This is a genomic window from Stappia taiwanensis (assembly GCF_014635285.1).
Taxonomy (GTDB): Bacteria; Pseudomonadota; Alphaproteobacteria; order Rhizobiales; family Stappiaceae; genus Stappia; species Stappia taiwanensis.
In genome coordinates this window covers 1-12880 of the sequence record NZ_BMCR01000003.1, presented here as the reverse complement: position 1 = coordinate 12880, position 12880 = coordinate 1, and the positions used below count along the sequence as shown (strand labels likewise).

General features: G+C 63.9%; 15 protein-coding genes and 1 pseudogene. 8 read left to right on the top strand and 8 right to left on the bottom strand.

Features of this window, described 5'->3' with window-relative positions; translation table 11 throughout:
* Nucleotides 1-355 precede the first annotated feature (355 nt).
* On the top strand, nucleotides 356-562 hold the full coding sequence (locus IEV83_RS20205; protein WP_280513992.1) for a helix-turn-helix domain-containing protein: 207 nt from the start codon (nucleotides 356-358) through the stop codon (nucleotides 560-562).
* A 273-nt stretch (nucleotides 563-835) separates the two neighbouring features.
* Here IEV83_RS20205 and IEV83_RS07460 read toward each other — a convergent pair whose 3' ends face one another.
* The 8 genes from IEV83_RS07460 to IEV83_RS07425 all read right to left on the bottom strand — a co-directional run bounded on the left by IEV83_RS07460 (nucleotide 836) and on the right by IEV83_RS07425 (nucleotide 8039).
* A complete protein-coding gene (locus tag IEV83_RS07460; protein WP_181760869.1) occupies nucleotides 836-982 on the bottom strand; it encodes a hypothetical protein in 147 nt (48 codons plus the stop codon).
* Complete coding sequence (locus tag IEV83_RS07455; RefSeq protein ID WP_181760870.1) at nucleotides 979-2211, bottom strand: MFS transporter; 1233 nt, start codon at nucleotides 2209-2211, stop codon at nucleotides 979-981. Before IEV83_RS07455 ends, IEV83_RS07460 begins: the two co-directional genes overlap by 4 nt.
* 92 nt (nucleotides 2212-2303) lie before the next feature.
* A complete protein-coding gene (locus tag IEV83_RS07450) occupies nucleotides 2304-3236 on the bottom strand; it encodes a diiron oxygenase (RefSeq protein WP_181760871.1) in 933 nt (310 codons plus the stop codon).
* A 33-nt stretch (nucleotides 3237-3269) separates the two neighbouring features.
* Nucleotides 3270-4208 carry an alpha/beta fold hydrolase gene (locus IEV83_RS07445; protein ID WP_181760872.1) on the bottom strand — a complete coding sequence of 313 codons (939 nt, stop codon included), beginning with the start codon at nucleotides 4206-4208 and terminating at the stop codon, nucleotides 3270-3272.
* Nucleotides 4198-5097, bottom strand: coding sequence for a beta-ketoacyl synthase N-terminal-like domain-containing protein (locus IEV83_RS07440; RefSeq protein ID WP_181760873.1), 900 nt, complete (start codon nucleotides 5095-5097; stop codon nucleotides 4198-4200). Before IEV83_RS07440 ends, IEV83_RS07445 begins: the two co-directional genes overlap by 11 nt.
* Complete coding sequence (locus IEV83_RS07435) at nucleotides 5094-6284, bottom strand: beta-ketoacyl synthase N-terminal-like domain-containing protein (protein WP_181760874.1); 1191 nt, start codon at nucleotides 6282-6284, stop codon at nucleotides 5094-5096. Before IEV83_RS07435 ends, IEV83_RS07440 begins: the two co-directional genes overlap by 4 nt.
* Nucleotides 6281-6538, bottom strand: a complete 258-nt coding sequence (locus IEV83_RS07430) for an acyl carrier protein (protein WP_181760875.1) — start codon at nucleotides 6536-6538, stop codon at nucleotides 6281-6283. Before IEV83_RS07430 ends, IEV83_RS07435 begins: the two co-directional genes overlap by 4 nt.
* Nucleotides 6531-8039 (bottom strand): MFS transporter, encoded by a 1509-nt coding sequence (locus tag IEV83_RS07425; protein ID WP_181760876.1) that lies wholly within the window; start codon nucleotides 8037-8039, stop codon nucleotides 6531-6533. Before IEV83_RS07425 ends, IEV83_RS07430 begins: the two co-directional genes overlap by 8 nt.
* Nucleotides 8040-8390: 351 nt before the next feature.
* On the opposite strand from IEV83_RS07425, the gene IEV83_RS07420 reads away from it, so the two are divergent.
* The 7 genes and pseudogenes from IEV83_RS07420 to IEV83_RS07390 all read left to right on the top strand — a co-directional run.
* Nucleotides 8391-9551, top strand: a complete 1161-nt coding sequence (locus tag IEV83_RS07420) for an ABC transporter substrate-binding protein (RefSeq protein WP_209003040.1) — start codon at nucleotides 8391-8393, stop codon at nucleotides 9549-9551.
* 47 nt (nucleotides 9552-9598) lie between these two features.
* Complete coding sequence (locus IEV83_RS07415; protein ID WP_181760878.1) at nucleotides 9599-10078, top strand: 3-hydroxyacyl-ACP dehydratase FabZ family protein; 480 nt, start codon at nucleotides 9599-9601, stop codon at nucleotides 10076-10078.
* A 102-nt stretch (nucleotides 10079-10180) separates the two neighbouring features.
* Complete coding sequence (locus IEV83_RS07410) at nucleotides 10181-10486, top strand: acyl carrier protein (protein ID WP_181760879.1); 306 nt, start codon at nucleotides 10181-10183, stop codon at nucleotides 10484-10486.
* 21 nt (nucleotides 10487-10507) lie between these two features.
* The gene (locus tag IEV83_RS07405) at nucleotides 10508-11209 is read left to right on the top strand and encodes a hypothetical protein (RefSeq protein WP_181760880.1); all 702 of its coding nucleotides are present in this window, start codon (nucleotides 10508-10510) and stop codon (nucleotides 11207-11209) included.
* Entirely contained in the window at nucleotides 11206-11940 is a 735-nt protein-coding gene (locus IEV83_RS07400; RefSeq protein ID WP_181760881.1) for an SDR family NAD(P)-dependent oxidoreductase, read from the top strand. The genes IEV83_RS07405 and IEV83_RS07400 overlap by 4 nt, the downstream gene beginning before the upstream one ends.
* Before the next feature lie 52 nt (nucleotides 11941-11992).
* Nucleotides 11993-12451: a MaoC family dehydratase gene (locus tag IEV83_RS07395; RefSeq protein ID WP_181760882.1), complete on the top strand. Its 459-nt coding sequence runs from the start codon at nucleotides 11993-11995 to the stop codon at nucleotides 12449-12451.
* A gap of 139 nt (nucleotides 12452-12590) precedes the next feature.
* A pseudogene (locus IEV83_RS07390) lies at nucleotides 12591-12880 on the top strand (alpha/beta hydrolase family protein); the annotation flags it as partial.

Sequence of the window (12880 nt, the reverse complement as noted above, 5' to 3'; positions counted from 1 at the left end):
TCCCTTGGGGCGCAGCCAGTCCGGCATCGCCCCCTTTTTCAGGGTACGGACCCGCAAATGAGGCTGACATGGCATGAGGAAGAGCACCCCACCGCAAGAAAGAGTGTGCAGAGCGGACGCCTCGCCCGGTCCGGCGCTTTGAGGACGCGGGGCGAAGCTTTTTCCATATCCGCCGCACGCGACCGGATTGGCTCTGCTCTCAGCTCGCGAAAGATCTGAAAATCAGACGCAGTTTCTGCGCTTTCCCTTCTTGATGGGAGCAACCTGCCTCACGTCATGTGGCCATCGTTGGTCAGGGCGCCCCCGGGGAGATTTGAAAATTCAAATGTTGCAACGGAGGAACGAGGGAGACTCCATGGTGAACAAGCTTACAGACCGTGAAATCGAGGTCCTCAAGTGGGCCGCGCATGGGAAAACGTCGCGCGAGACGTCGATGATCCTGAATATCTCGATCAACACTGTAAATTTTCACATCAAGAACACGATGTCGAAGCTCGGAACCGCCAATCGGGCCTCAACGGTTGCATCCGCGATCCGGTCCGGATTGCTCGAACTCCAGTAGCGGATCAACGCATTCGCTTCACCACCACCACGCGCCATCCACCCAACTGGGGGATGGCCCCTTCCGACGACACAGTCGGGCGCCGCATTGGACGGGAGGTGCAACGCGGCGAACGCAGGTCCCTGCTGCACGGCCTTCCGACGGGAGGCCGTGCAGCAAGCGCGATAGGTCTCAAACAAAAGAGCGCGCGGGCCGCGCCACCTGATGCACCGACCAACCAGCGCAAGGGGCAACGGGACGCCATGTGCGCTGCACGCAGCGGCGGCGCGCGGCCTAGCCGCAAAACCGCATGGACGAGGCATAGGTGTAGACGAACACGGGATCGAGATAGGTGAGGAACCCGTAGATCAGCACCGCCAGCAGCGCCATCACCAGCACCGCATTCACGGCAAGAGAAGCGAACGGCAGGTCTTTGCTCATGCGAGCACCGCCTCGATTGATTTGCGCCTTGCAAGCTCCCGGTCATTGATCGGCATGTGCAGCAGGGCGGCAAGCGCGCCAGCACCGATCGACAGCCACCAGATGGAACTGTAGGAGCCGGTTGTGTCGAACACATAGCCGGCCAGCCAAATGCCGAAGAAGGCGCCGAGCTGGTGGCCGAGAAAGGCGAAGCCGAACAGGGTCGTGAGATACCGCCCCCCGAAGATCTGCCCGATCAACCCGATGGTCAGCGGTACGGAGCCGAGCCACAGGAAGCCGATCATGGCCGCAAACAGGTAGGTGCTGACCGGCGTCAACGGCACCGAGATGAAGGCCACCATCGCCAGGGTACGGCAGGTGTAGAGAAAGGCGAGCGTGTATTTGCGCCGGAAAACCGGGCCGCCGACATAGCCGAACACGAAGGCGCCGGCGATATTGGTCAGCGAAATCAGCGCAATCGCGGTGCCGGCGACCGGAAGGGGAACGCCCCGGTCGACCAGATAGGACGGCACGTTGCCGGACAGGAACGCCAGTTGAAATCCGCTGGCCGTGAAGCCAAAGAGAAGAAGCCAGAAACCGCGATGGCGGAGCGCTTCGGAAAGCGCCGCGCCCATGGTAGGCGCGTCCGGGCCAGTGCCCCCCTCCTCAGCCCCCCTTGTCCGCAGCAGCCAGGCCAGAGGACAGACCGCAAGAAGCAGGACGGCGAGGACGAGGAAGGTCCCATCCCAGGCTTGGGTGTTCAGCATTTCATGAACGAAGGGGACGACCAGGAACTGCACCGTGGCGCCGATCGCGCCCACCGCCCCGATCGCAAAGGCCCGATCGCCGGGCGGGACGATCTTGCCCACCGCGCTATAGATGACGCCGAAGGCGGTTCCGCCGAGGCCAACCCCGGCCAGCACCCCGGCATTGAGATTGAACAGCAACAGGTCGGAGGCCTGCGCCATCGCGAAAAGGCCGGCCGCATAGAGCAGCACGCCGAAGAAGATCACCCGCGCCGGTCCGAACCGGTCCGCGATCATGCCCGTCAGCGGCTGCGTCAGCCCCCAGATCAGGTTCTGCAGCGCGAAGGCGAAGCCCACGTCCTCGATGGCCCAGTCCAGCCCCATGGACACCGGCAACATGAACAGCGCCTGCGACTGACGTGTGCCGAGCGAGAGGCCCATGACGATGCCGCCGGCAAGAACAAGCAGGCCCCAGCGGCGCAACACTCCGTTTGGCAGGTTCATTGGCGTTCCCCCCACGCCGGCCGGAAGCCAGCCCCTCGCAACGCCGCCCCGGCGGGCGCCCCGCCGGATCGGCAAAGGGACGGCCTCGCGCCTTACTGGAAGTCGAAATCGATTGCGTCGGTGATCTCGAGTTCGTCGAACAATCGGCGGATGGTCGTGTAGTTCCGCTTCAGCACCAGGCCGCGGGTGGTGTTCGCGTGCCGCTGCAAGATGGCGTCGCGATTGGGGACGTCGAGATAGTCGAGCATCGAGGCCCAGTAGGTCTCATCCGGCTTGGTGAAATCGCGCAAGGCCACACCGATATAGGCGCGGAACCGATCCCGCTGGACCGTGGACATCCTGCGATAAACCGAGCCGACGATCTCGGAGAAACCGATGCCGTGCGCGGCCTCGTCCTGACGATGCATGTCGGTGTTGATCCGGTTGAGCGGCTGAATGGTCATGTCGCCCGCCACCTCGTTCAGGTAGGCGTTGATCGACATCTCGGCCACCGAGGCATAGGCCACCTGGGCAATCCGGGCATCATCCGCGTCGGCCGCGTTGCGAACCAGCTCCTTCAGATGCGTGCCGAGGGCCGGTTCGGGCATGGTGTAGTCTTCCAGCCCGTGCCGCAGCCGGGAGACGCGGCAGATATCCAGGCACATCAGGATATGGAACTGCTCGTCGACCTGAATCTGGGCGATGACCTGCTTGGTCTGCGCAGCGCCAACGCCGGGCAGTTCGTTGCGGAACAACAGCGCGCAGGCGGGCTGAACGATGGCCTCTTCCAGATAGATCGCCTTTTCATTGTAGGCCAGCCAGGCGACGGCGAGAAACCGCAGCTTGAAATCCGGATCCAGATTGGCGAAATCCTCATCGTCCCAGAAGGGCACCAGCGAGACCGGGAAATCGGGAATGCTCGGATCGTAATACTGGGTCAGATCCAGGCGCTCCTTGCGCACGGCAACGCGCTCATCCCAGCTCTTTCCCAGCGTCGCCAGGGCATTGCGCACCAGGGCCGAATCCTCAGAAATATTCGTATACATTGAACGCCTCCGCAGTCTGATGAGGGGTCATGATCACGCTTCCGGCCGGCCACGGCTGAAGAACGCGACCGCAGTGCCGTGAATTGTGTCGGACGTGAAAATGCCGAAATGCCCGCTGTTTCGGATTTCAGAGTAGCTGCAGGCCGGCAGGGCATCGGCGAGTGTCGTCGCCGTATCGGCGTGAATGACCGTGTCGTCGCAGCAATGCAGAACCAGCGCGGGAATGCCGACATTGCCGAGGCCGGCGAAAACGGTTTCGTCGCGACACGCCGCCTGCAGGCGGGCGTAGGTGTGGGTGCTCTCCGGCGTCAGGAACGGCAGCCGGTCGATCGCTTCGAGCTCCTCCGCAAGTCCTGCCGGAGCGGATGATGCGGATGTTTGCAGCAGGCGCTGAATAAGAGCCGCTTCCGAGGCTCCCTTCTCCGCCACATCGCGCCAGATCGGCAGCATGGTGCGCTGATAGACCGTCTCCTCCCGGGGAACCGGCAACTCGATGGACGGACTGACGATGCAAAGACGGCGTGTCGTGAACAGCCCTTGAACGAGCCCGCAAAGCGCGACGTTGATGCCCGAACAATAGGTCAGAATGCCCTCAGGCTGACTGATGCCGAGCCGCCACAGCACATCGGCGCCGTCTTTCGCGAGCCTTTCCAGCGACAGATCGCAGTCCGCTACGCTTTCCGAGGCGCGGGGAAGCCCGCGCGTTTCCCAGCTCACCACGTGATACCGCTGCGACAGCTCCCTGGCGATGGCCGCCAGGAAGAGAACGGACATGCCGACGGCGTTGACAAGCAACAATGTCGGATTGGACCTGTCGCCCGCCTCGAACACGTGCAGCGGCTGGCCGTCGTCCGCCCGGCAGAGGGAATGGGTGAAGACCCGGCCGGCATCGGCAAGCTCCCAGGTCCGCGCTTCCTCCGGCAGATAGGTCAGGACATCCAGTACCTCGGCCGCGTCCGCATCAATGATCACGCTGCTCCTCCCCGATTTCGCCGTTTGCAGAAGACGGAATGTCCAGAAGAAGACACACTGCCTTGCCGTCATTGCCATGTGCGATGAACGCATGAAGACCGCTCGCAGGAGCCGCGCCGATCACCTCGATCAGGTGGATCGGGCCCGTCGCCGCCCGGTAGTCGCCATCGCCCCGATCGCCATCAAGAACGATCCTGCGCACGCTGGACGGGTCCGCGGTTCGTCCGGCGACGGCGAGCGCGGCGGCGATCAGGTCGTCATCCGACCGACCGCCGGCCATGTCGCTGGACCAGCCGAGGATCCGGACCAAATCGCTGTCGGCGTCATCGGCAGCCGCCAGCATGAGCAGGCCGACGCCGGGGAGTGCGGTTTTCACGGGGGCGGAAGGAGCGGTCTCCCCCTCCCCCGGCACACTGTCCGATGCGGGGGTGTCAAACCCGCCGGCGACCATGCCATCCACATGCCGGGCGCGGATCAGACGGCAGGCCATGACGATGGCCTCAAGTCCCGATTGCTCGCCGAGCAAGGTAAGGTTGGGACCGAGCAACTGCTCCAGACTGGCCACGACACCGGCGGTGGAGTTCGGCAGGCCCGTTGCGTACCAGGCGGTGATGACATCCTCGAAGCCCGTGCCGTGCGCCGTCTTCAGGGAGGTCTCCACAATTCCGTTCGCACCATCGGCGGTGCCGAGGCTGAGGCCGATCCATTCCTGTTGCGGTCCATCATTGCCCTCAAGACAGCGCCTGAGCGCCTGGACGACCATCCGCGCCTGGGTATTGATCGCGCCGACACGCGGCGAGCGACGCTCGGCGCACAGCATATCCGCCGGCATGCTGCCGTCGTTCGCCGCCTTGCCAGCGGCCGTCGCGCGTATGACGATGCCGGTCATCCCAGTTGCCTCCGGGTTGCGAGGAACCGTTCATCGGCGACAATCATCACGCAGTTGTTGCCGCCGAACCCGAAGGCGTTGACCATCAGGCAGGTGCCTTCAAGCGGCATCGGCCGTGCCGACACCGATACCGCGCCGAGCGCCGGATCGACCTCGCCCAGATGCGTGATGCCGGGAAGTTCGCCGTGTTTCAGGCTGAGCAGCGCCGCCAAAAGGGAGATCGCGCCCGCGCCGCCCTGTGCATGGCCGATGGCGCTCTTGACCGAGGTGACAGGAGGAAGCGGGACATCGCCGAAGACATCGCGCATCGCCTCGATCTCGACCTTGTCATTGGTCGGCGTGCCCGTGCCATGGGCGATGACGCCGGAGATTTCCACGGGCGACACCTGCGCCGAGGCCAGCGCCTGACGAATGGCGCGCCCGATTCCGGCAACACTGGGCGCGGTCGGATGGCCGCCATCGCAGCTGATGCCGTAGCCAAGAATGACGGCCTGTATCGGGGCCTGTCGGACTTGCGCGGCCTCGACCGGCTCCAGACAGAAACAAGCCCCGCCTTCGGAGAGGATGACCCCCTTGCGCTCGCTGCTGAAGGGGCGGCAGGTCTCCTGCGTCGCCACCCGCAGCGAATTGAAGCCGCAGATTGTGTATTCCAGCAGAACGTCCATGCCGCCGGCCACCATGGCCTCGGCCTCGCCGGATTTGATCATGTCCGCCGCCAGCGCCGGCGCCAGCAGCCCGGAAGAGCAGGCCGTCGACAGGGTCAAGGTTGGCCCCTGCCAGGAAAGCCCCTCGCGGGGCACCAGATCCGCACTCTGGTGCGCGCCGGTGGCGCCTTCGTCCGCCGCCCCCAGGGTTGCCAGTTCCATCAGCTCCGCGCAGGCGGTTGTGGTGCCCAGAGCGCATCCGACACGCCCGGCCCCGTCAACCGGCAGGCCGGCATCCCGCAAGGCACCGCGCGCGAGAAAGTCAGCCATCCGTTTGGAGCGGGTCGTCCCATGAGCGTCCGATAGCGTCGCCCAGGTCGCTTCCGGAATGGCGATGACATTGTCGACCGGATAGATCTCGAGCGCCCGATGAGGCCAGGGACCGCGCCGGTCGGCGCCATCCACCAGGCTTTCCCAGAACCCCTGATCGGTCGATCCATTTGGCGAGAAAACGCTTGAGCCGGTGATCGCAATCGCTGTCATTGCATCTGCCCGTCCATTGCCAGATGAACATTCTCGGCGAGCGCATTCAGCGTGATCTCTTTCAGCGCATCGGGCTGAAACGAAATGGAGTAGCGACGCTCGATCCGCCTGATGAAATCGATCAACTCGATGGAGGTGATGCCGTAGTCGCGCAGCGGCTGCCCCGCTTCCATCGCGTCGGGCTCCAGATGGATGATCTGTGCTATCAGATGACGAAGGTCATCGACAATTTCTGCGTTTGAGTTCTCAACCATCCGAGGGCCTCGCGCTTTTAATCTGTGAAATCAAGGAAGTGGACGGCAGCCGGGCCGAGAGAATGAGGCCGAGCCCCGCGCCAATGGCGACCGCGAACGCCACAGCGCCCATCCCCGCGCCAGACCCGTTTTCGCCGTCCGGAACGCTGGCTGCGACCGCGAAATAGACGCTGCCCAGGAGCGCGGTTCCGGTGACGATGGAAAACTGGGAGCAACTGGTGACGAGGCCGCTCAGCGACGCCGCGAACGAAGACGGGATGACGGCGGTCATGCGGTGCACGCTGGTGCCGAAGCTCAGGCCATGACCGCTGCCGGCGGCAAACAGAAGAAGCGGCCCCAGGACCGGATGCCACCAGCCATCGGAGACCAGAAACCCGAATGCCAGACTGGCACACAGCAAGGTCGCCAGGGCCACCGACGGCGCATGGGCGACGATCCGGTCCGGCAGGCGCGACCAGAACAGGTTCCACACTCCGAAGCCGGCCGCATAGGCACCGAAGGTCACCCCGGAGACCAACGGGCTGAAGCCCAGGCCCACCTGCAGATAAAGGGCAACGGTGAGAAGCCAGCCGCCGTATCCGATGAAGCCGACAGCGACGATCCCCAGCCCCTGAGGCACACCCCGCACGGTCAGCAAGGCAGGGTCGAGAAGCGGCGCGCCGCCCCGGCCCGACAGCGCCTGCTCGTAGCGCCAGAAGGCAACGAGTGCGAGCAGCCCGACGCCGATCATCGCGAGCGACCAGAGCGGCCAGCCGAACTCCCGACCGAAGGTCAGCGGAATCAGCACGCAGAGGGCAACGCCGGTGATCGCCAGCACCCCGACCAGATCGAGCCTGACCCGTCGGCGCTCGACAATCCTTGGCAGAAAAAACAGCGCCAGACCGATGAGCGCGACGCCAACGGGAATATTGACCAAAAACGCCGGGCGCCAGCTCAGCGACCACAGGTCGACGTCGACGATAACCCCGCCCAGAAGCTGACCGGCCGCGGCCCCCAGCCCCAGGATCATGGAGTAGAGCCCGACGGCGCGCGCCTTCGCGGCCCCGCTGTAGCTCAGCTGGATCAGGGAGAGAACTTGCGGCACCAGAAGCGCCGCGCCAAGCCCCTGCAGGATGCGGCCGACGATCAGGACGCCAGCGGTCTGGGCCGTGCCGCACACCAGCGACGAGATCGTGAAAACCGTCACGCCAAGCATGAACAGGCGGCGGTAGCCGTAAAGATCCCCAAGCCGCGCCGCCGTGATCAGAAAGGACGCATAGGCCAGGCCATAGCCGGCAACGGTCAGTTGCAAGGAGGCGCCGGACAGGCCGAGTTCGGCCTGCAGGGTCGGCGCCGCGACGTTGACGATCGCCGTATCCATGGCGGCCAGAGCCTGCCCGCACAGAATGACCGCAAGCATCCAGAGCGACCCTTGCGTGGAAACGGCTCCGGTCCCGGGACCGGAGCGGGCATCGTGGTTGGCGCCCGGTTCAGGGGCCGTGTCTTTGGGCACGCCGGGCATGACCCCTCCAGGGTGCAATTGCGAAATAGAAAATCGCTGAGAGAATTGATCAGGGAAACAGGACGGACAACTACCAACAATAGTAGCAAATCCACTAGTTCTTTATATTAATTGACAATCCCTACTACCATAAAGGGTAGTTGATCTAATTTACCATATACATGATTCTTCATTACCTACGCTATTACGATTTAACTCATCACCAAATACGCAAATCAGATTATGTATTATTTGATTTGCATTGATTCTATTTCAGTCCCGAAGGGTGAACCTTAAAATAGAGGCTTAGCAATGATCACGATCTCTGCAGTGAAGTCCTGTACGGGGGCAGTTGTCGGACTCGCAGCCGCCATGCTTTGTGCGCAGCCGGCCTGGTCTGCCGATCGGGTCGTGAAGATCGGCGGCTTCGGCGCGAAGTCCGGCGTTCTGAAACCCTTTGGCGACAACAGTGAAGCCGCCATGCGCGCCGCCGGATCGCTCATCAATCGCGCCGGCGGGGTTCGCCTGGCCGATGGCACACGGGCGCGCATCGAGATCGAGTATCGGGACGATCGCTGCGACTCGGAACTGGGCGTTGCGACGCTGGGGTCTTTCGCAGAGGAAGATTGGCTGGCGGTCATCGGCACCACCTGCTCCTCGGTGTTGAAGCCGGTGTTCGAAAGTCTGCAGAAACAGGCCGGCGATGACAGCGACACCGGCCACCGGATCCCGGTTTTCGCCGATGTGGCGATGCGCAAGGGTCTTGCCGGGATTTCCGACTGGGCGTTCCGCAACATCCCCGACGAGATCCAGATGTACGACGCGCTCTGGGCGTGGATGCGCCAGGAGAACGCCGAGCTGAAGACCGTCTACGCCGGCGTTGAGGAGAACTTCGTTCACTCCAACCAGACCTGGTACAACATCATCAAGGAGCGCGCCGGGCTCGCCGGCTATGAGGTGAAGGGTCAGGCCAAGTGGCTGGTCGACGATGTGGACTTCGTCGAACAGGTCAAGGAAATGGCCGCCGTGAATGCGGATATCGTCGTGATCTCCGCCCACCCGTTCTCCGCCTGCGGCGTGCTGCGCGAGATGGAGCGCCAGAACTATAACCCGCCTGCGGTCATCGGGCTGACCAGCCTCACCACCCCTCAGTTGATCGAGGACTGCGGCGCGCAGGCCGCCGGAATGATCGTGCCGACCAGCTTCGCCCCGATCAACGATATCGCCCGCGCGGCGGCCGCCGCCACGGCGCAGTTCGGCGGCTATGCGGATCTTCACAGCATGGCGGCCTGGGAAAACATGTACGCGATCAAGCAGGCAATCGAAAACGAGGGCGTTGAGGCAAAGCCGGAAACCGTCGCCGAGGATCGCGAGAAGATCCGCCGGGGCATCCAGAAGCTCAACCTGGTCGACGGCCTTCTCGGCCCCATTGCCCGGACCAATGAGGGCGAATCCGACAAGGACTTTGTCCTGGTGAAGGCGATGACCGACGGCTGGGAGGTCATCGAGCAGAAGGAAACCGCGAAGAACTGAGGCCCGAGACGAGGAACGGCGGACGCATGAGACATTCGGAGAGCCAGATGCTTACCCCCGAGACCGGGACCGTGACCGACACTGCGTCCGCCGCTTCTGTGAAAAACCTGCTTGCCCACCGGGACCCTTTTCTCTTCGTCGACCATGTGGAGGCCGACAGCGAACTCCTGACCGCACGCGGAACCCACCGGTTCGATGAAGGAAACTGGTTCTTTGCCGGTCACTTTCCGGGGGACCCGATTGTCCCGGGGGTGCTTCTTCTGGAAATGGCTGCCCAGACCTCGAACGTGCTGCTGGGCTTGCGCGCCGGCAAGACGGTCAAGGCCTATCTCGTCGGCTCCGGCAATGCCGCCTTCAAGGCGCCGGTGCTGCCGGGTGAAACCGTGGTCGCACAGGCACGGCTGACGCGTGATCCCGGCCCGCAAGGGAATGCCGGCCCGGGCAGCTTCTTTTCCTTCAAGACGTCGATCCGACGGGGGTCCGTTCTGTGCATGCGCGCCGAACTGACACTCTGGTGGGCGGACTAACGAGCCAGGCCGTACGCCTCGACATTGGTGCCGACATTGTTGCCAGAGCACGGAGCGTCGCGCGGCACCATTCAGGATCCGAACCAAGACGGAGCAACCGATATGACTGCGATTACCAGGGACCAGATCGTCGATTTCATCTGCAAGGACCTTCTGATCGAGCGCCTCGATCTCGGCGCAAGCGGCATCGAACTCAAGGATCTCAATGAGGCGACCGCCTTGAGCGAGCCGCCGCTCTCGCTCGACTCCGTCGATACGCTGGAACTGGTCGTGGGCGTCGAACGGCAGTTCTCGCTTCCCCGGCAGGACCTGACTCCCGAAGAGCTGCGGGAGACCTGCGCCACCATCGGCACGCTTGCCGATTACGTGACGCGGCGCGTGCCGCAAGACGCCGCCCCGGCACAATAGACCTCGCAGGTGTCGAAGCGCATGAACGGCGTCCTCTTGATTGGCGAGCCCGACAGCCTGATGGACGCGCTTCGCGCGAAGCTATCCGGCCTGCCGGTCGCCGTCCATGAGCTTGGCGATCACGCCCCCGCTGGAGCCCCTGTCGGCCGCCCTGATGGCGACCGGCAAGGGTCTGCCGTGGCCGTGCTCGATGCCTGGGACATGTCGATAGCCCCCATCGACCGGATCATCTTCGGTCCGGTCGCCATCGAGCACGATCTGCCGCGCACGGCCGACGACATCGAGCGGCTGGCGCTTGCTCACGAAACGGCACTCCTGTCGTTCCTGATGCAGCTGCAGGCCGCCGGCCGCCTGCTCGCCCGCCATCGCGGCGGGCAGATCTGGGTCATCACCCCCGATCAAAGCGCCAGATACCTTGTTCCCATATCCACCTCGCCCATCGACACGATGGCCCGGCGCGCCGCGGTGAAGAGCTTTGCCCGGGAGATCCGCCGGATGGATGTCCTCGTCAACTGCCTCGAGGTTCAATTGGAATTCGACCAGGTTCCGGCGGACCAGTGGCGCACCCCGCGCAACCGCACGAATGTCTATGCCTCGCGGTTTCGCAAGTCGCCCGCGACCTCGGTTGCCGGCTTTTTGTGCGGCCTGCTCGCTCAGGCAGACCTTCCCATGTCCGGTCTGGTCGTTCCTGTCGGCATCGGTTTGACGGAGCAGAGCATTTGACCCCGCCCTCGACCATTCTCATCACCGGTGCCTCCCGGGGCATTGGCGCCTCCATTGCCGAGCATCTGGCCGCAGGCGGCCACCGGCTAGCCCTGTGCTATCGCAGCGATCGCGGTGCTGCCGACCAGATCGCCGCGACGGTGCAAGCTGCCGGCGCCGAGGCGGAGGTGTTTCAGGCCGACATGTCCGACCCGCAGGAAACGCGAGAGCTGCCGGCCCGCGTCGCTGCCCGTTTCGGCGGCATCGATGCCGTGGTCGGCAATGCGGGCATGACGAAGGATGGCCCCTTTTTCACCTTGCAGGCGGATCAGATCTCCTCGGTCATCCGGACCAATCTGACCGGAACCTTGCGATTGCTCCTCGGCGCATTGCCCTTTCTGGAGCAATCGGCGGCGGGCCGTATCGTCCTGGTCTCCTCGCTTGGGGGCGTGTACGGCACGGACGGGCAGGTTCCCTACAGCGCCAGCAAGGGTGGGCTGATCGGCGTCACGCACTGGCTTGGCGAATTGCTCGGCCCGAAGGGAATTGGCGTCAATGCCGTGGCCCCGGGCTTCATCGAAACGGACATGACCGCCGCCCTCGCCCGGGAGCGGATTCAACCCTTTCTGGATGTCTCCGCCCTCAGGCGCATCGGCAAGCCGGAGGAAATCGCACAAGCCGTCCGGTTCCTGCTCGAGCCGGGCTATGTGCAGTCGACCACCATCCGCTGCGATGGCGGCTTCGCAAGATGACACCGCGCCCGGCCAGACCTGGCGAAGGACACACGCAACCACGGGAGGTGGCATGAGCGAACCCCTGCTTTATCTCGACGAGATCGTCCCCGGCATGACCTTCGGTTCGCCATCCGTCACGGTGACCGAAGAAGAGATCGTCACCTTCGCCGCGCAATACGATCCGCAAGTGTTTCATCTCAACGATGAGCGCGCCCGCGATACGTTCTTCGGACGGCTGGTGGCCAGTGGCTGGAACACGGCGGCGCTGACCATGCGCCTTCTCGTCGGCAGCGCTTTCCGGCCCGCCGGCGGGATCGTCGGCGCCGGCTTTGAGGAGTTTCGCTGGCCTCAATCCGTCCTGCCTGGCGATACCCTCAGGCTCGACATCACCGCGCTGGAAACCATCCCCTCCCGATCCGCACCGAAGCGCGGGATCGTCAAGTTGCGGATCAAGACGCTCAATCAGCGCGATGAACCGGTTCAGGTGATGGTCGCCAAACTGGTGATGCAACGCCGCACCCAGCCCTGACTTGCCGCGCACCGGGCGGAGCTTGCTCGTTCCTGCTGCGGCATACCGTCATGGACGGTCAGCATGTCCGGTTGCGCGCTGAAAAAGTATACTCACTAGTGAATGTACTAAAGGGGCGGGTGGGCGTAGCCTGACCGACATGCACGACAATGTCCTTCACCTGAAACCGATTGGCTGCGAAGAGATCACGATTCCCTGCAAGGACGGGGTTGTTCTCGGCGGCCATCTGTGGCGGGGCACTGATAACGGCTGCTGCGGCCAGGTGATCATCAACCCGGCCACCGGGGTGCTGGCCCGCTACTATCATCGCTACGCCCAGTTCCTGGCCGGGCGGGGCTTCGATGTTCTGACCTACGACTACCGGGGAATTGGCGCGTCGCGGCCGGCCGATCTGAAGGCCTGCGATTACCTGTGGCGCGACTGGGGCGA